Origin of the sequence: Virgibacillus litoralis (assembly GCF_017873675.1) — a bacterium.
GTDB lineage: Bacteria > Bacillota > Bacilli > Bacillales > Amphibacillaceae > Lentibacillus > Lentibacillus litoralis.
Genome location: NZ_JAGGKK010000008.1, coordinates 36,245 through 54,007, shown reverse-complemented (window position 1 = coordinate 54,007; position 17,763 = coordinate 36,245). Strand labels below are relative to the sequence as shown.

Sequence of the window (17,763 nt, the reverse complement as noted above, 5' to 3'; positions counted from 1 at the left end):
TAAGGAGGAATGGCTCATGCCGGGCCACCCCTTCTTTCCACTTTAAAATTTAGACTATAGAAAGAGGTATTCTAATGATACTTCCAGAACGTTTATATTATGGTGATACGATCGGTGTAATTGCACCAGCAAGCCCAGCTGATATGAAACGCTTGAATCGGGCTATTCCTTTTTTTGAAAAAATGGGCCTGAACATCAGACTGGGAAATTATATTGATGAAGTTCACGGCTATTTGGCTGGAACGGATGAACAGCGGTTAGCTGATTTTCACGATATGATAGCTGACACTAGTGTTAAGGCAATTATTTTTGCCAGAGGTGGATATGGTACAGGGAGAATCGCCAAGGATATTGATTACGAGCTAATTAAACAAAATCCGAAAATCATTTGGGGCTATAGCGACATAACCTATTTACATACGACGATTCGCCAAGCAATTGACCTTGTTACGTTTCATGGTCCAATGCTTGCATCTGATATTGCGGATGCTGATTTTGATTCGTTGTCCGCACGCTTAATCCAGCAATTATTTAAACCTGCGAAACTATTCTACACAGAAGATATTTCCTCACTGCAAGTCCTTGTCCCGGGCGAAGCAACAGGCGCGTTAGTTGGGGGAAACCTGTCCCTGCTGATTAGCACGTTAGGTACAGCATATGAAATTGATACAACAGGAAAACTGCTGTTACTAGAAGATATAGGAGAGGAGCCGTATCGAGTTGATGCGATGCTGAACCAGTTAAAACTTGCCGGAAAACTTACTGATGCAGCGGGAATTATTGTTGGGGATTTTGCCGAAGCTGAACCAAAAAAAGAAAAACCCTCGCTCTCATTGGAACAGGTTTTTCATGATTATTTTGCCGACCTTCAATGTCCGGTGATGTCAGGCTTTAAAATTGGCCATTGCCTCCCGCATTTTTCAGTACCACTTGGCACATCGGCAAAATTGTCTACAGCTAAGAAAACACTCACTGTCGATGCAGGAGTGAAGTAAGTTACTGGAGGAGTCAAATCTATGAATATACAAAACATCGAAACATTTCAAATAGCAATACCATTACATAAACCGTTTAAGACTGCGTTACGAACAGTGACTGTTGCCGAGTCTGTTGTAGTCAAAGTAACCTGTGATAACGGTGTCGTTGGCTATGGTGAAGCACCGCCAACACATGTCATAACAGGCGATAGCTTACCAAGTATTAACTATGCGATCACAAAAATTTTCAAACCGTTATTACTTGGAGAATCATTACGGAACCGTGAGCAGGTCTTTGAAAGGCTTTATAAAAGTGCTGTTGGAAACACAAGTGCTAAAGCAGCAGTTGATATGGCGATTTACGATTGCGTTGCACAACAAGCCAGTATGCCGCTGTCCGAATTTCTTGGCGGCTATTCCAGTACAATAGAGACGGACTATACAGTCAGTGTAAACGAACCTGATGAAATGGCTGATGATGCACAGCAATATATCCATGACGGATTCTCCATATTAAAGGTTAAAGTCGGCAAGGATAAAATCGAGAAAGATATTGAACGTATCAAAGCAATTCGAAAACGCATCGGAGGTCACGCGCTTATTCGCCTCGATGCAAATCAAGGCTGGCATGCAAAAGAAGCTGTTCGTGCGATTCAGAAGATGGAGGACCTCGGTCTTGATGTTGAGCTAGTAGAACAGCCGGTTAAAGCACATGACGTAGAGGGGTTGAAATATGTAACGGAAAATACCCAAACACCAATAATGGCTGATGAGAGTGTTTTTTCAATCCATGATGCAAAACGTGTGCTGGAAAATGGTGCTGCCGACTTAATAAACATTAAGCTTATGAAAGCAGGAGGCATTCACGAAGCATTGAGGATTGCCAAACTAGCCCATATTTACGGGGTTGAATGTATGGTTGGCAGCATGATCGAAACTAAAATTGGAATTACCGCAGCTGCGCATTTTGCTGCAAGTCAGCCTAATGTAAACCGATATGATTTTGATGCACCTTTAATGCTTGCCGAAGATTTAATCGAGGGCGGAATCACATATAAGGAAAGTGATATTGAGTTAGGGGTTGGCACTGGTTTAGGAATTGAGAAAATTAATGATAAATTTATTGTGGATTAATAAGTAGCAAAAGGGGGAGCAAATAAGTGATTAATCAAACGTTTGATCAATTATGGGTAACGGCGGTACAAGTGGCTACAGTGTGGACTTCACCAACATCCGCACGTACGTTAGATACCCCGGGCATTACAAACCCAACCAACATAGATAAGTGGATTGATAGTTTAACATACGAAACAAATGTAGCCCTATGTGATGAAAATCGCGTGCAATCTCAATTACTATATGGCGAGGCAGTTATCATTACCGAAACAAAAGATGACTGGGCACATGTTGTCGTACCAACACAGCCATCTAAAAAGGATGACCGTGGTTATCCGGGGTGGGTTCCGATGCAACAGCTTAAACAAGTCAATCAACAGGATTGGCAAACCGATCAGACTGCAGCGGTAGTCGATGATAAAGCGTGGCTTGAATCTGAAAATGGCCACAATGTCTTAAAACTCAGTTACATGACGTCTCTGCCGGTTATTGAACAGACGGGTGACCGAGTCAAAGTGAATACACCGCATGGAGCCGGGTTTTTACCAAATTCAGCCGTAACTGTTTTCCCTACAATTAAAGGTTTGGACAAACAACGTGGTCACAAACTTGTTGAAGATGGAGAGCGTTATGTAGGGCTTGATTACTTTTGGGGTGGCATGAGTTCATTTGGCTATGATTGTTCAGGATTTGCTTATGCGATGCATAAAGCAAATGGCTATCAGATTCCTCGTGATGCTGGTGATCAGGCAGAGGCAGGGAAAAGAGTCCCATATGATCAGCTGTTACCAGGCGATTTATTGTTTTTTGCATATGAAGAGGGAAAGGGTAGATTGCACCATGTCGGATTTTATTATGGCGATGGAAAGATGCTTCATTCCCCACAAACAGGAAAAGGCATTGAAATCATTAATCTCAGTGGAACTGTATATGAAAAAGAGCTTTGTGCTGCCACACGATACTGGCAGGAAGCAAAGGAGAAATAAGAATGGATGAGAAAATTTTACAAGTTAGCGAGCTGCACAAATATTTTAAAATGGGTAAAGGAAAAGTCCTACAAGCTGTAAATAACGTTACGTTTCACGTCAACAAAGGGGAGACGTTTGGGCTTGTTGGGGAATCCGGTTGTGGAAAATCGACAACTGGACGCACCATCATGGGCCTTTATGAAAAAACCTCAGGCGATGTTATTTATGATGGACAGAACGTTCATGAAATGGATGAACAGGAACGATTTAAATTCTACCGCAACATGCAAATGATTTTTCAGGATCCATATGCATCGCTTAACCCACGCTCAACGGTTAAAGAAGTAATTGCCGAGCCAATGGAAGTGCATGGTATGTTTAAAAATAAAAGCGAACAACTCGATCGCGTTTATGAATTATTGGAAGAGGTTGGGCTGAATCGGGACCATGCTAATCGTTACCCGCATGAATTCAGCGGTGGGCAGCGTCAGCGGATCGGTATTGCACGTGCATTGGCATTAAATCCGGATTTCCTGATTGCGGATGAACCTATTTCCGCATTGGATGTATCCGTCCAGGCACAGGTGGTCAATTTGTTAAAAAGGCTACAGGAAGAAAAAGGGCTCACATTCCTATTCATTGCCCATGACTTATCAATGGTTAAACAAATTTCTGATCGCATCGGTGTTATGTATCTAGGGAACATGGTTGAGCTAACGGCGAGTGAAGCACTCTATGAAAAACCGCTCCATCCATATACACAGGCTTTATTATCAGCTATCCCAATTCCAGATCCGGATATTGAAGACAGTAGAGAGAGGGTTATCCTGGAAGGCGAATTGCCAAGCCCGATTAACCCGCCGAGCGGCTGCGTATTCCGCACACGCTGTCCAATGGCGATGGAAGTATGTTCATCGAAAGTCCCGGAATGGAGAGAAGTTGAACAAGATCATTATGTCGCTTGCCACCTATATGATGAATCATTGGAAGAACAAGAGAAAAATAGTAGAGTCGGAGCTGAGTCTGTGCAGCGATAAATTTGCACAGGCTTTTTTTCATTATCTAGTTCTATTGTTTTCGATTACTGTATAAATTTAATAGTAGGAATGCTAGAAATGAGTCCCAATAGGCACAATACTAATCATATTGGTAAGGAGGCAGTTAATGAAAAAAAATAAAAACCTTCCTAAAGCTTGGAAAAAGAAAAAGCAGCGCAAAAGTGAAACATTAAAACTGCAATTACTTCAGAAAAGAAAGAAACCATTAAACCTCAATAAGACACCCACATCGTGGAAAGTTCCAAGCATCTTATTTTTTGCAAGTTTGATCACCATCATTCTAGTCATTCCGACGTTAGTAGTTGTTCCGTTTGTTGCAAAGGATGGGGAGAAGAATGTGACGGTTGAAAATGATACACCTGAACAAGTCGAAATTACAATGGGAAAATCACCATTCTCTGTTGCGGTAATGCGGGCTAATTCCGAAACTGTCGAGGATGTACCACTCGAGACATATGTTTCGCGTGTAGTGGCTTCTGAAATGCCAGCTAAATTTGAAATTGAGGCATTAAAGGCACAAGCGCTAGCAGCAAGGACATTCATCGTCAATCATCTTATGCAGCAAGGTAATTCAAAGGGCTCAGATGTCACCGACACCATATACGATCAGGTTTATCATAATGACAAAGAGCTTAGGGAAGAATGGGGCAGTGACTATAGCTGGAAAATAAATAAGATAAAAAAAGCAGTTTCAGAAACCTCAGGAGAAATTCTAACCTATAATAATGCACCAATCCAAATAGCCTTTTTTTCAACAAGTAACGGTTATACCGAGAATTCCGAGGATTACTGGGAAAATGAAGTACCCTATTTACGCAGTGTGAAAAGTCCATGGGATAAAAACTCACCAAAGTTTCTAGACCAAAAAATATTTACCATGCAGGAAGTGGAATCACTTCTGGGGGTAGATTTGCCAAACAATGAAAAACTTGCAATGGAAATTACCCGGACAGAAAGCAACCGTGTCGACAAATTGAAAATGGCAGACCAAACTTATTCAGGGCGGAAAATCCGTGAAAAACTAGAATTAAAATCAAGCGACTTTTCCATCGAGCAAAAAAATGACCATTTGATCTTTACAACAAAAGGTTTCGGACATGGAATCGGCATGAGCCAATACGGTGCAAACGGAATGGCTAAAGAAGGTAAGAATTACAAGGAAATCGTCAAGTACTACTACAAAGGTATAGAAGTTAACCCACTTGATGAAACAGCACCAACATTAGTAGCTAAATAATATGAAGCTCTAGGATGGAAATACATCCTGGGGCTTTTTTTATGGAAGTTGAAGTATTCCATATGAACTGCTCTATACCGCTCAAAAATAAATCAATGAATATACCAAAATAGTCTATTAATAGCCACTGTGCTGCCAATAAATGCTTAATTTACCCTGAATAATTCAAAAAATACATTAAAACAAGAAATTTTTTTCATTTAATGTATAGAATTTCCTTTTTCTGCTCAGAATGGTTGTTGAGGTGATAACAATATGAAAGAAGAAAACAACGGTACTCCAAAAAACAAGTGGAGTCGAATTTTTCGCAAGAAGTGGTTTTTTCCAGCAGTGTACTTAACGATTGCTGCGCTTCTTCTATCGGTGGTGGTATGGTATCAAAACCTGGACAATCAGATTCAGGAAACAGAGGATGATCAAAGTTCAGAATCATATACACCAGCAGAACATGATGAGGATGCACAATCCGTTATGGATCAACAGGAAGTCATTAAGATGCCTGTCGTAAACCAAGATCAAGCAGAAATCGTAACTAATTTCTATGATTACAACGCAGAACAAGAGGAACAGGAAAATGCATTGGTCATGTTTAACAATCGTTTTTACCAAAGCACAGGCATTGACATTGCATCCGCAGACGGTGAAACATTTGATGTGTTAGCATCGTTAAGCGGTACAGTTACAGAAGTTAGAGAGGATCCACTGCTAGGTAACGTTGTTGCACTATCGCATGAAAATGATGTTGTAACCTATTATGCGAGTTTGCAGGGAGTCAACGTTAAATCTGGTGACAAGGTTCAGCAAGGCGATGTTCTTGGTAACGCTGGAGAAAACATGTTTGGTCAGGAAAGTGGTACACACGTCCATTTTGAAATTAGAAAAGATGGAAAAGAAGTTAATCCAGAATCATTTTTCAACCAACCATTAAGCGCACTGGATGAAGCTTCAACAGAAGACGAGGGTACTGAATCAGAAGCAACGGAAGAAGAAAGTGTTGAATCTGATGGAACACAAGAAAGCACAGAAGAGTCAGGTACAGGTGCTGAAGATGCATCAAGCCAAAATAGTCAAAACTCAAATGTTGAAGGTGAAAATTCAACGGATGATACATCCGATTCGTCTTCCTCAGAAGATGACGCGTAATCTATTAACGCAAACCCTAGTTTAACTACTAGGGTTATTTTTTTGCCAATTAAAAATAATCCCTGCCATGGCGCGAAATATGTCGAACGATTAAGGTTTTTATGTGATAAATATGTGGTAATATAATCCTTAGTACATAAAATTATTGTAGATAATTGACGGAATATTTAGGTAAATGCAGTGTTGCCTATCATATAGATGATTAGAAAGGAGTTCCCACAATGCACTTTTCCAAAGCAGATTTAATGCCTAACTCTATTATAACAATGGCCAGTAATGATCAGTATACATTGGAGCAAGTTTTACAAGTATTAAAACAAGAACATGATGAGCAAACTGCAGATCGGCTTGTCCGTAATTTTTGCCTGCAAACAACATCAAATGAAATTAGCAAAAAAGGCATGGAATTCCTATATATGAACGGCTTTTATGATGATTTGCAGAAATTGATTAATAAAAATAAAGCATCTGATTGTACTTCCAATCAAAAATGGGCAGCAGTGTACCAGGTGACCATTGACCGGAAATATAAGCGATACCCCCCGAGTGAAACAATAAAACAATTAGGGAATATAGTGACGGACGAGCCTGCACTGCAATGTTTAATGGAGTTCGTGAAAATCAACATATATCACAGTATGAATGATTATAGTCAATTCGGTAACTCCCTTGAAAAACAGCAATATTTGTTTGAAAAAATAGAGGACAGATTCTTGCTATCATTATTCCAAATACGTTTAAATCAAAGTTTATTTGTCTTTTATTTAATACGGAATGAAGTGATCATGGCACGAAAATATGCATTTCGAGTTCTAAATGATACTACTTGTCCAAAAACAAAAATAAATGTACATACAAATCTTGGGTTTTCCTATCTTTTCGACACTTATTTTCAAGGTATGTATCATATGTCAGAAGCATTGAAAATAGCTAAAAAAAATGATTTGCGAACAGATGTTACAGTAACTGAACAAAAAAATATTCCATTTTTATCAGCACACTTCAAGAAGGTAGAAGGAGTGACATCTACAGATAAAAGCGAACAAGCCCATATTGAAATTGCAAAGGGAAATAATGCAAAAGCAGAATCCATTCTAAGTGAGGTTCCAATAGATAGTCCCTTTAAGATGTACTATCTGGGACTTGCAAAACAAGATAAAAACATCCTTCTTCAATCATATAACAGCTTTATTGAGAACCGAAGTGATTATTTCTTCAGCAGACTACCACTACAATCAATCCGTGAAATGGGTGCATAATCTCCCAAAGTAATTTTATAAATAGTGTTTTCGAAAATAGGGTGTAATTTAATAGTAAACATAAAGGAGGAGAAAAATTGAAAAAGTTAGCAGCTATTGCAGGTATTAGTTTATTGATATTAATGAGTAGCTCATTTGATTTTGATGAACTCGCAATCGATGAACAGCCAAATTATCATGATCCAGAATTAGGCGGCCTCGATTAATTATCTAAAGTAATTTTGTAGAAAAAACACGGTAAAAAGTGATTTTCGATGGAAGATGAACACCCTATTTTCTTTTTAATAAGCTCTTTTGAAAAATACTTCTTGTCCTTATCTCCAAAAGATGTAAATTTAATCATAATCCTCGCTGTACATTAATAAAATATTACAAACCAAGCAATCAGAAAAGTCTGAGGTGAGAGCTTGTGTAGCTTTCCATCTACCCACCACAAAAACCCACTACATAGACAAAACATCATATAACACGGACCATTTTGTCCATGTTCATAACAAAATCATAGTAGCAGCTGCACATGAGTATTTGTCAGTAGATAAGTGAGCAGCATGAAAATTGTATCACCTTGTCTCGATCCACACCTCGGAAATATCCAACTTAGGGAGGCGAACGGTGTGCACGATTACATCAAAGAGAGGACTATCAGGATAGGGAAATATGTCGTGGAGACGAGGAAAACCGTCCGAGTGATAGCAAAAGAATTTGGTGTTTCTAAAAGCACAGTCCATAAAGATCTGACAGAGAGATTACCAGAAATAAACCCAGAACTCTACAACGAAGTAAAAAGCATACTCGATTACCACAAATCAATCCGCCATCTCCGTGGAGGAGAAGCAACCCGTAACAAATACAGACTAGATCAAAAAACGGAAGACTCCACAGTCAAACCAGTCGGGTGATACTTATATAGGGGGAATATTACTTTACATGAGAGTGAACCTGACAAACAACATCCCTATCCTAAAGGAGGTGGTGGAGCGACAGCAAAAGAATACACAGCAAGAGTTTTCCACTTCACAGAAGGACAGAACAGGAACCCAGCCGAGTCATGGCCGGGTTCCTGTTTTGTTGATTTTCGGGATTTAGGGTCGAAATTGTGCGTAATTGCGGTGAACATCAACAGAAGCACCGCGAACATCAACAGAAGAGCCGGAACATCAACAGAAGAGCGAGAACATCAACAGAAGCACCGCGAACATCAACAGAAGAGCCAGAACATCAACAGAAGAGCTGGAACATCAACAGAAGAGCGTGAACATCAACAGAAGAGCTGGAACATCAACAGAAGAGCGAGAACATCAACAGAAGCACGGTGAACATCAACATAAGAGCCGGAACATCAACAGAAGCACCGTGAACATCAACAGAAGCACATTCTATTATGTGTGGTGTCACTTTATTCGTAAATTAGAAAGTAGCATATGTCTCTGTCTGTTTGTAGGTAGATATGAATTTTGTGGGAATTCATTTAAAGAGGGAGAATAATACTTTCTTGCGCTGTTATTACCTTTGTGGCTGAGATTCATTGAATTTAATATTGTATATGCGGTCCTAGGACCAACCTGAAGAAGTTCGCGGCACTGTTTATTCGAAATGATATCGCCATGTAAAAGAAAATAATCTAATATCTTCCGTTCGTGTGCTTTGACAGCAGTAGCTTTGCATCTCGGACATAGCCACTTTTTATATAACCGCAACATTGGAGAGTGATTACATTTTTCACAAGGAACTCCTTTAATCAGTTGCTGCTCGCATAAATTGTTATAATCGAGTATGTTTGTGCGAAGGGGTTGATCCTCATGTAGCAGCGCTTTCGTAAGTTTTCGTATTGTCGATGTCGTCAAAATATCTTTCGTGTACGTTTCACTAAGTCTATTCAAATGCTGGTGCAAGCTTTCGCTGTGAATAATTTTTTTATAAATTTCTGGGTCTTGGTGGATATTTTCAATGATAGTTGAAGGGAATGCAATGACAACAAGTGTCTCTATTGGCACATTGTAGACTCCATGTTTCTCCAGCCATTGCCGCAGATGTGTCTTTTGGGCCTCAGCCTGTAAAATGGGATCTTTATAAGCTGTAATTTTTCCGTCGACTTCCTGTGTCAATTGTTGCAGTTTGGAGTCATACTGGAACTTGCCTTGATAATTTTTTACTTCTAAGATATAAATCAACTTTCGAGTCAATATGAGTGTATCGATTTGAAAATGAAATGGAGGATTTGGAAGACGAATACCGAGAAAACTGAAGAAATTCTTTTGTGGATAGGTGGAGAGTTTATAATCAACATTCTTTTCACCATCGAATCCGGCCTTCTCCTTCTTATAACCAGAAATGATGCTATCACTTTTCCAGTAATCATCCTGCAGCTGCCGAAATACAGCTTCGTAGGTCAAGAGGTCATAATTCTTAATTCTATTTTTTGCACTCAGTGGAAACCACTCCTTTTCTCTTAATAAATATAAATTCGACAGGAAAGACGAATATCCTGCTTCGTATGTCATGATTATGATTAAAATTCACTACCTTTTTTTCAAAATTTGCAGTTATATGTGGACTTTTGTGGTAAAATATAATATTAGTAGCATTGTGTTCTCTTACAGATGCGAGAAAGTAATTGTAGCAGGGAGGATCTAAATTAATGTTTTCTAGGGACATCGGAATCGACCTTGGAACTGCCAATGTGTTGATACATGTAAAAGGTAAAGGAATTGTTTTAGACGAACCATCTGTTGTTGCGATGGATCGTAATACAGGTCGTGTGCTTGAAGTAGGCGAAGCGGCGCGTCGTATGGTTGGGCGTACACCAGGAAATATTGAAGCCATTCGTCCATTGAAAGATGGTGTGATTGCTGACTTTGATGTTACAGAAGCTATGTTAAAGCATTTTATAAATAAAATTAATGTAAGAGGTTTTCTTTCTAAGCCAAGAATGCTTATTTGCTGCCCGACAAATATTACAAAAGTGGAGCAAAAAGCGATTAAAGAAGCGGCTGAGAAATCTGGGGGTAAACGGGTTTACCTTGAGGAAGAGCCTAAAGTTGCAGCAATTGGAGCTGGCATGGAAATCTTCCAGCCGAGCGGAAATATGGTTGTTGATGTAGGTGGAGGAACCACTGACGTAGCAGTACTATCCATGGGTGATATCGTCACAGCTGAATCGATTAAAATGGCTGGGGACAAGTTTGATGCTGAAATTCTTCAATACATAAAAAAAGAATACAAACTGCTGATTGGTGAACGTACAGCAGAAGAAATTAAAATAAATGTAGCGACTGTTTTCAAAGGTGGACGCCAGGAACAACTGGACATTCGCGGGCGTGATATGGTGTCTGGCTTGCCGCGCACAATTACAGTCTATTCTGATGAAATTGAAGAAGCACTGCGTGAGCCTGTCTCATTAATTACGCAGGGTGCTAAACTGGTACTTGAGCGTACACCTCCAGAATTATCAGCGGATATTATCGATCGCGGCGTCATTTTAACAGGTGGCGGAGCACTAATCCACGGTATCGATCAGCTGTTGGCCGAAGAATTAAAGGTTCCTGTTTTTATGTCAGAAGAGCCAATGAATTGTGTCGCAAAAGGTACAGGCATAATGTTAGAGAATATCGATAAAATTGAACGGAAAAAAATTGGTTAAATAGAAAACTTGGCTTTCCTTCACTCTTTTGTAGTGAAAGCTTTAGTAATCGTTCTTAACAATAGAAAATTACATTATATAACTTCTTGAAATAACCACTTTTTAAGGGGGTTGAAAATTTTGCTTAGAGGATTTTATACAGCAGCCAGCGGAATGATTTCGCAGCAACGTGCACAGGAAGCTTTTTCAAATAATATTACCAATGCTAATACACCGGGTTATAAAGCGGATCAGCCGACGTTACGTGCTTTTCCGGAGATGTTGATGCAGCAAATGGGTGAAAAAAACATCCCGACTACGCACGGGTTGAATTTGCCAGTGCAAAATCCAATTGGGTCCATGAACAGCGGAGTATACGTGCATGAAGACGTCCCTAATTTTAAACAAGGCGATATTCGGGAAACGGGTATTGGAACAGACTTGGCGCTTGTGAATGGACAACTTCCAGATGAAACAGGTAGTCTGTTCTTCGCTGTACAAAACGAGAATGGGGAAGAGCGCTTCACACGTAATGGGAATTTTACAGTTGATGGAGAAGGATTTCTCACAACGAACCAGGGCTATTACGTATTAGATCAGGCTGGAAATCCAATTCAGACGAACGGTATGGAATTTGATGTAACGCAGGAAGGCGAACTTCAAGTTAATGGGCAGACTATTCCACTTGGTATTGCGTACACTGCGAACGCAAATGATTTTGCCAAAGAAGGAAATGGACTATTTAATGGTGAAGCAGGTGCAGTACCTGCTGGTGCAACATTCAATGTTCAACAAGGAGCTTTAGAACGTTCCAACGTCAATGCATTACAGTCGATGACTCAAATGATGGAGTCATACCGAATGTTTGAGACGAACCAGCGCGTGTTGAAGGCTTATGATGAAAGTATGGGGAAAGCAGTCAGCGAAATTGGCCGACTAGGCTAGGAGGGATACTATGTCACGAACGATGATTCAAGCGGCAGTAACAATGAATCAGCTGCAAAATAAACTGGATTTGATTGGAAATAACATGGCAAATAGCCAAACAACCGGCTATAAAACACGCCAAGCAGATTTCTCCTCATTGTTATTTCAGCAAATCAATAACATGACAAATCCTGCCAATGCCGAAGGACGCTTAACCCCTGATGGAGTGCGAGTCGGGTCAGGTGCCAAGCTTGGTTCGGTCAATATTGATCTTGCACCAGGGTCGATCACCGAGACAGATCGTGCGTTGGATACTGCATTACTCGGAAAAAATCATTTATATCAAATTCAGGTTACCGAAAATGGCAATGCGGAAACTCGATATACACGTGATGGATCATTTTATTTAAGCCCGGTCAATAATAATCAATCGGTTATGCTGACGACAAAAGATGGCAACCCAGTAATGGGAGAAAATGGACCAATTGTTATTGAAGAAGGCTTCGATGCGATTAATATCCAGCCTGATGGGCAAATTACAGTCAAACGAGGGAACCAAACGGAAAATGTTGGTAATCTAGCAATTGCTGAAGCGGTACGACCTAGACTGTTAGAAGCTACGGGTGAAAATGCATTTCGTATGCCAAATCTGGATGAATTAGGGTTTAATTTTAATGAAATAATTCAAGCGGTTGCCCCGAATACCGATGTATTGAAAAGTGGAGCTTTAGAACATTCGAATGTAGATATTTCTAAGCAAATGACGGACATGATTTCAACACAACGTTCGTATCAATTTAATTCCAGAACAATTTCAATGAGTGATCAGATGATGGGACTCGTCAATCAGCTTCGATAAGTAACAAAGGATATAAGGAGAAAGAAACCATGCCAACAAAACAAACGGAGAAACCTGTTGAAAAAAAGACAAGAAGTAAGAAGCAGTCTGCTGATCAGGAAAAAGAACTTACCCAGCAGCGGGAAAATGAAAAATCAACAGACAAATCCACGCGTAAAGAGCAGAAGAAAAAACAGAAGATAGAAAAACGACAAAACAAGAAGCCACGTCGCCGTATTTTTCCAATATGGGCACGGATTATTGTTGTGCTTATTGTATGTGCAGCAGCATTAGCGGCCGGGTTAATGGTTGGTTATGGGATTATCGGAGAGGGCAATCCTAGCGACGCATTGGAAATGGAAACGTGGCAGCACATTATCGATATTGTAATAAAAAGAGAGTAAGCATATCCACTCGAATGGATATGCTTATTTTAGCAGTTAAAAGAGCACTGTAACAACTACATTCGCCGTAATGCTTGTACTAAAAAAAATGATTTTTGCTATAATAAAGGCAAAAAAGAAAAGGAGAGATACGAATGGATACTGAACAAATTAAGGAAACAATTCCACATCGATACCCGTTTTTACTAGTCGATAAAGTAATCGAAATGGAAGAAGGAAAGCGTGTTACCGCACTTAAAAATGTAACCACAAACGAACCATTTTTCCAAGGACATTTTCCAAATTATCCTGTTATGCCAGGTGTTTTAATTGTCGAAGCATTAGCACAAGCTGGAGCAATTGCTGTGCTTGGGATCGAAGAAAATAAAGGCAAAATTGGCTTTCTGGCAGGACTGGATAAATGCCGATTCAAACGTCAGGTCAAGCCAGGTGATCAGCTGAAATTGGACGTTGAGATTATTCGAGTAAAAGGTCCAATTGGAAAGGGAAAAGCTGTCGCAACAGTCGATGGCGAAGTCGCCTGTGAAGCTGAAATTACATTCGCTATTCAATAATATTGGAATTCTCCACACTACGTATGTGGGGAATTTTTTTAGCATTATCTATTTAATCGCAATAAATTCTTTAAATCGAGTATCACTTTTTAGAAAATGGATAAGCTATAGGCGATAGTGAACAATTTAAGGAGGGAAACATCATGAAAAGGAAATTACTAATTAAATTTGGTGCGCCAATATTAGCATTGTCACTAGTTGCTGCATGTGGAACTGATGAGCAGGAGGACCCTGTTGAGGATGAGGCACCATTGAATCAAGAGGAAGATAATGGTGATATGAATGAAGACGAGAACAATCAGGATGGCGGCATGAATCAAGACGAGAATGGCGGAACAAATGGTGACATGAATGGTAATGGTAACAACAATGACACTGATACAGATAACAATAATGGCATGGATAATGGAAATGAAGATACAATGAATGACGAAGACGATAACTAATTGTTCACCACACCATTAAAAATCCCCTTATCAAAATATAGGGGATTTTTAATTTATTTAGCTTTTGAAGTGGCTGCAGTCTGCTTTTTGTTTTGTGATGAAGTGTTGCTCTTCTTGGCTGAACCGGAACCTTTATTATTTCCGGAAGTCGTTTTCTTACTGGATGTGGATTTAGGTTTAGTTTCACTCTGTTTGTTATCATCTCCTTGAGCCTCAGCCATCTTCTCAGAATGAAGCTCACCAGGGTTCTGGCTTGTAAATTCTTCCTTGGCTGGCTCAGGGTCTTCATTATTCTTACGGTTGAATTTCTCCTTCACCTGTTTAGAATTGTTTTAAAGTCATCTAGCTTAACCTTGGTTTTATCACTAATTTGTCTCGTTTTTTCTTTTCCAGATTCTACTTTGTTCGTAATGTCGGTACGTATTTCCCTACCTGGTTTTGGAGCAAGCAGTAGACTTGTAACAGCTCCAACTAGTGCACCCACAACAGTTCCTGTAACAACCTCTTTTTGTTTTAACGTATTTTTAGTTTGTTTTGCCATGATAAATTCCTCCTCTTTGTTTTTATCCTAATCGATTTTCCAATTCTTCTAGTCGTTTTTGCATGGATTCGTTTTCTTCGCGTAGTTTGTCCTGCGATGCTTTGGAATTTAGATAAGGGTCTGTTTCCCACCAGTCCATCCCAATCTCTTTAGCTTTATCGACAGATGCAACAATTAACCTTATTTTGATCGATAAGAGTTCGATGTCTGCAATGCCGACGCGAATATCTCCCGCTATAACGACCCCTTTATCCAGGACCGTTTCGAGAACATCAACAAGGCTGTTTGATTGTGATGATTGTTCAATAGACATTGTTATCCTCCTGTTAAAGTAAGTTTCCTAATGGTCCGAGGTCTATATTTAGATCTTCATCATTAAGCTCAAAAATTTCCTTCAACTCGTCCATTTTAATGTCCAGGTTCATAAGGGCTACACCAAGTTTTTCAATTTCTTCTTCGGTTAATGTGCCACCATCAACCCGGCGCAGTGCTTGTCTTTCTACAAGCTGACGCAGAAGTTCGATTACAGTTAGGACAAGCTGGGAAAGGCCTTGTTCCGCATTTTGAGTGTCCAGGTTTATTCTGCTGTTTTTCTCATCGAGTTTAGCTGATGACACGGTTAAGCTCCTCCTTTTCTTCATCAAATTGTTCGGAAGTTAGTCCATCTCTTGATGAATGCATTAGACTTTCAACAGAAGAAACAAGTACGCGCAAATCAAGATAAACCAAATCAATTCCAGCAATGGAGATAATAAGGTCCCCTTTAATCGCGACACCCTTATCTAAAACAGCATCCAAAATATCGATGAGAGCAACATCTTTGTTTTCGAATTCTGTTCGTGTATTCATCGTGTTCCCTCACTTTTTGGTAAAGCAACAAAATGATACGCTGGCCACGGTCCGGTGGCTTCAAGCATCCAACCTGAGTCCTCCCATTTCTTCTGAAGTTCTTTAATATGGTCTAAATAGCTTTCCACTTGATTCTTCTGGATAAGATATACACTATTCCAGGACATTTCCTCATTTCTTCCTGTTACATCTTTATTCCAGTTTTTCTTAACTTCACTTGAAACACTAAATGCTTGAAGGCTATCATGCACCAATGTGGAGAATGACTCCTTTTCCTTTTCTAGCTCCTGATTAACAAGTTGGCTAAGCTTTCGTTTCTCTAAATACTGGCGTCCTGGTGATAACCCGGCAATTTCTTCTTTTTTTGATTCTACGGTTGGATTATGAATAGCTATACCTTCACGCAGCTTTTCATTGTTGCAATATATTTTAAAATTCCATTCCTCTTTGTCAACAAGCACCTCGAGTGATTCGATAAGCTGATCACAATGTTTTGCAATTGTCCTCTCCAGGTTTTCAAAACTTTTATAAATCGTCCCAAATTTCATGGGAATAACGGTGCAGTACTCATATAATTTCATAAGAGCCTCATGGTGATGGAATGCTTTTTCATGTAGCCAATCTGCCTGCTCAACCTTTTGTTGCAGGGCTTCTTCACCAAATTCCTGTTGGCTTACATCACATACAACAGCATCTACTTTTCCCAAGGAAATTGTGTGAGCATCGCGCTCTCCATCAATTCCTTTAAACACAGGGGGGGTTTGGTTTTCGTTTATAATTCCATATACATAAATTAAATCACTCATACCATTGCTCCACTTCACGCTTTTTAGCTATTTCATATCGGTTCATCAGATCATTTTCTTGTTCCTTATACATCTCATCAGTAATTTCATTTAATTCATACATCATTTCCAGGTGGGCGAGTTTTTTTTGAATATGCTCAAGGTCATAAAGTTCCTTATCAACTTCTTCCTGTACCTTTTCTCCAATTTTGACTACAAGATTGATAGGAGAGGTGAACAATTTATGAATCATGATGGTTCCTCAACCTTAAGTTTTATATTGATAAAATTATATGCAGGCCATGGTCCGGTATATTTAAACTCAACTTTATCGTTCCATGCCTCATACACCTCATTAACTTTCTGATCGAAAAGCGACTCATTTTCCCGATCAACCAGATATGCTCCATTTAGAAGCATTTTTTCTCCAATTGGTTCGTTTACCTGCTCCGACTCAGCAATAGGGGTTAAAGCATCATGGATTTCTTCCTCCACTTTGGATTGCAATTTCTTAAAAAAATCCTGTGCCATTTCACCAAGCTCAATCCGGTCAAAATATCCTGCAGCTTCTGACTTTTCTCTAACGGTTTTCTGCTTTTTCTGTATGCCGGGCTTCTTGTTAATTTCTGATTCAAGCCATTCTTTCTTCCCGATTACCTTAAGTCCAACTTCGATTTTTCCTCTGATTTTCGGATATAGAGAAATAAGCTGCGGATATAAATTTTTTAGTAAAGCTACAATATCTTCTCTTGATTTGAAGATGTTACCAAAACTGATCGGAACCACAGAATCGACCTTACCCATAACATCTGTAATCACTTGCTGGTGCATCAGCAGATTTTCCTTCTTTGGGTGGTAAATCCGCATTGGCATGTCAGCAACAACCATCACCGCATCCTGATAAGAAATCGTATAAACCTCCCGTTTCACATCTTCAAACTCAATCGAGTCCAAATCAGGCAAACCATCACCATTCGGAATACTGCAAAACACATAAATACCATCCATCATATCAACCTCCTCTGTCGAATGCTCATCCTTT

At 39.6% G+C, this 17,763-nt stretch carries 25 protein-coding genes; 16 read left to right on the top strand and 9 right to left on the bottom strand.

Annotated features, from left to right (window positions below):
* The first annotated feature begins 74 nt into the window (after positions 1–74).
* The 10 genes from J2Z82_RS08595 to J2Z82_RS08555 all read left to right on the top strand — a co-directional run bounded on the left by J2Z82_RS08595 (position 75) and on the right by J2Z82_RS08555 (position 9,074).
* On the top strand, positions 75–995 hold the full coding sequence (locus J2Z82_RS08595) for a S66 peptidase family protein (protein WP_209480395.1): 921 nt from the start codon (positions 75–77) through the stop codon (positions 993–995).
* A 21-nt stretch (positions 996–1,016) separates the two neighbouring features.
* Positions 1,017–2,111, top strand: a complete 1,095-nt coding sequence (locus J2Z82_RS08590; RefSeq protein WP_209480394.1) for a mandelate racemase/muconate lactonizing enzyme family protein — start codon at positions 1,017–1,019, stop codon at positions 2,109–2,111.
* Positions 2,112–2,137: 26 nt separating this feature from the next.
* Positions 2,138–3,079 carry a C40 family peptidase gene (locus tag J2Z82_RS08585; protein ID WP_342453615.1) on the top strand — a complete coding sequence of 314 codons (942 nt, stop codon included), beginning with the start codon at positions 2,138–2,140 and terminating at the stop codon, positions 3,077–3,079.
* Between the two features lie 2 nt (positions 3,080–3,081).
* Positions 3,082–4,098: an ABC transporter ATP-binding protein gene (locus J2Z82_RS08580; protein WP_209480393.1), complete on the top strand. Its 1,017-nt coding sequence runs from the start codon at positions 3,082–3,084 to the stop codon at positions 4,096–4,098.
* Positions 4,099–4,225: 127 nt separating this feature from the next.
* A complete protein-coding gene (gene spoIID / locus J2Z82_RS08575) occupies positions 4,226–5,356 on the top strand; it encodes a stage II sporulation protein D (RefSeq protein WP_209480392.1) in 1,131 nt (376 codons plus the stop codon).
* Between the two features lie 255 nt (positions 5,357–5,611).
* Complete coding sequence (gene spoIIQ / locus J2Z82_RS08570; protein WP_209480391.1) at positions 5,612–6,499, top strand: stage II sporulation protein SpoIIQ; 888 nt, start codon at positions 5,612–5,614, stop codon at positions 6,497–6,499.
* Between the two features lie 221 nt (positions 6,500–6,720).
* Positions 6,721–7,758, top strand: coding sequence for an AimR family lysis-lysogeny pheromone receptor (locus J2Z82_RS08565; RefSeq protein WP_209480390.1), 1,038 nt, complete (start codon positions 6,721–6,723; stop codon positions 7,756–7,758).
* Positions 7,759–7,835: 77 nt separating this feature from the next.
* A complete protein-coding gene (locus J2Z82_RS19585) occupies positions 7,836–7,964 on the top strand; it encodes a hypothetical protein (RefSeq protein ID WP_280922985.1) in 129 nt (42 codons plus the stop codon).
* Positions 7,965–8,372: 408 nt separating this feature from the next.
* A complete protein-coding gene (gene spoIIID / locus J2Z82_RS08560) occupies positions 8,373–8,657 on the top strand; it encodes a sporulation transcriptional regulator SpoIIID (protein ID WP_342453614.1) in 285 nt (94 codons plus the stop codon).
* Between the two features lie 195 nt (positions 8,658–8,852).
* Positions 8,853–9,074 (top strand): hypothetical protein, encoded by a 222-nt coding sequence (locus tag J2Z82_RS08555; protein ID WP_209480388.1) that lies wholly within the window; start codon positions 8,853–8,855, stop codon positions 9,072–9,074.
* A 75-nt stretch (positions 9,075–9,149) separates the two neighbouring features.
* On the opposite strand, the gene J2Z82_RS08550 is transcribed toward J2Z82_RS08555, so the two are convergent.
* The gene (locus tag J2Z82_RS08550; protein WP_245251296.1) at positions 9,150–10,151 is read right to left on the bottom strand and encodes a nuclease-related domain-containing protein; all 1,002 of its coding nucleotides are present in this window, start codon (positions 10,149–10,151) and stop codon (positions 9,150–9,152) included.
* A gap of 245 nt (positions 10,152–10,396) precedes the next feature.
* On the opposite strand from J2Z82_RS08550, the gene mreB reads away from it, so the two are divergent.
* The 6 genes from mreB (at position 10,397) to J2Z82_RS08520 (ending at position 14,546) form a co-directional block, all read left to right on the top strand.
* Positions 10,397–11,398 carry a rod shape-determining protein gene (gene mreB, locus J2Z82_RS08545; RefSeq protein WP_209480386.1) on the top strand — a complete coding sequence of 334 codons (1,002 nt, stop codon included), beginning with the start codon at positions 10,397–10,399 and terminating at the stop codon, positions 11,396–11,398.
* A 120-nt stretch (positions 11,399–11,518) separates the two neighbouring features.
* The gene (locus J2Z82_RS08540; protein ID WP_209480385.1) at positions 11,519–12,322 is read left to right on the top strand and encodes a flagellar hook-basal body protein; all 804 of its coding nucleotides are present in this window, start codon (positions 11,519–11,521) and stop codon (positions 12,320–12,322) included.
* 10 nt (positions 12,323–12,332) lie between these two features.
* Positions 12,333–13,163, top strand: coding sequence for a flagellar hook-basal body protein (locus tag J2Z82_RS08535; protein ID WP_209480384.1), 831 nt, complete (start codon positions 12,333–12,335; stop codon positions 13,161–13,163).
* Positions 13,164–13,192: 29 nt separating this feature from the next.
* Positions 13,193–13,546, top strand: coding sequence for a DNA-directed RNA polymerase subunit beta (locus J2Z82_RS08530; RefSeq protein ID WP_209480383.1), 354 nt, complete (start codon positions 13,193–13,195; stop codon positions 13,544–13,546).
* 134 nt (positions 13,547–13,680) lie between these two features.
* Positions 13,681–14,100 carry a 3-hydroxyacyl-ACP dehydratase FabZ gene (fabZ, locus tag J2Z82_RS08525; protein ID WP_209480382.1) on the top strand — a complete coding sequence of 140 codons (420 nt, stop codon included), beginning with the start codon at positions 13,681–13,683 and terminating at the stop codon, positions 14,098–14,100.
* Between the two features lie 143 nt (positions 14,101–14,243).
* On the top strand, positions 14,244–14,546 hold the full coding sequence (locus tag J2Z82_RS08520; RefSeq protein ID WP_209480381.1) for a hypothetical protein: 303 nt from the start codon (positions 14,244–14,246) through the stop codon (positions 14,544–14,546).
* A 53-nt stretch (positions 14,547–14,599) separates the two neighbouring features.
* Here J2Z82_RS08520 and J2Z82_RS08515 read toward each other — a convergent pair whose 3' ends face one another.
* Genes J2Z82_RS08515 through J2Z82_RS08480 form a run of 8 tightly spaced genes read right to left on the bottom strand, consistent with a single transcriptional unit; the run spans position 14,600 to position 17,732 of the window.
* Entirely contained in the window at positions 14,600–14,863 is a 264-nt protein-coding gene (locus tag J2Z82_RS08515) for a hypothetical protein (protein ID WP_209480380.1), read from the bottom strand.
* Positions 14,860–15,087 carry a YtxH domain-containing protein gene (locus J2Z82_RS08510; protein ID WP_209480379.1) on the bottom strand — a complete coding sequence of 76 codons (228 nt, stop codon included), beginning with the start codon at positions 15,085–15,087 and terminating at the stop codon, positions 14,860–14,862. The genes J2Z82_RS08515 and J2Z82_RS08510 overlap by 4 nt, the downstream gene beginning before the upstream one ends.
* 22 nt (positions 15,088–15,109) lie before the next feature.
* Positions 15,110–15,400, bottom strand: a complete 291-nt coding sequence (locus J2Z82_RS08505; RefSeq protein WP_209480378.1) for a gas vesicle protein — start codon at positions 15,398–15,400, stop codon at positions 15,110–15,112.
* A 13-nt stretch (positions 15,401–15,413) separates the two neighbouring features.
* Positions 15,414–15,704: a gas vesicle protein K gene (locus J2Z82_RS08500; protein WP_342453613.1), complete on the bottom strand. Its 291-nt coding sequence runs from the start codon at positions 15,702–15,704 to the stop codon at positions 15,414–15,416.
* Entirely contained in the window at positions 15,691–15,936 is a 246-nt protein-coding gene (locus J2Z82_RS08495) for a gas vesicle protein (RefSeq protein WP_209480376.1), read from the bottom strand. The genes J2Z82_RS08500 and J2Z82_RS08495 overlap by 14 nt, the downstream gene beginning before the upstream one ends.
* Complete coding sequence (locus tag J2Z82_RS08490; RefSeq protein ID WP_209480375.1) at positions 15,933–16,742, bottom strand: GvpL/GvpF family gas vesicle protein; 810 nt, start codon at positions 16,740–16,742, stop codon at positions 15,933–15,935. The genes J2Z82_RS08495 and J2Z82_RS08490 overlap by 4 nt, the downstream gene beginning before the upstream one ends.
* Positions 16,735–16,974: a gas vesicle protein GvpG gene (locus J2Z82_RS08485; RefSeq protein WP_209480374.1), complete on the bottom strand. Its 240-nt coding sequence runs from the start codon at positions 16,972–16,974 to the stop codon at positions 16,735–16,737. The genes J2Z82_RS08490 and J2Z82_RS08485 overlap by 8 nt, the downstream gene beginning before the upstream one ends.
* Positions 16,971–17,732: a GvpL/GvpF family gas vesicle protein gene (locus tag J2Z82_RS08480; protein WP_209480373.1), complete on the bottom strand. Its 762-nt coding sequence runs from the start codon at positions 17,730–17,732 to the stop codon at positions 16,971–16,973. The genes J2Z82_RS08485 and J2Z82_RS08480 overlap by 4 nt, the downstream gene beginning before the upstream one ends.
* Between the last annotated feature and the right edge of the window lie 31 nt (positions 17,733–17,763).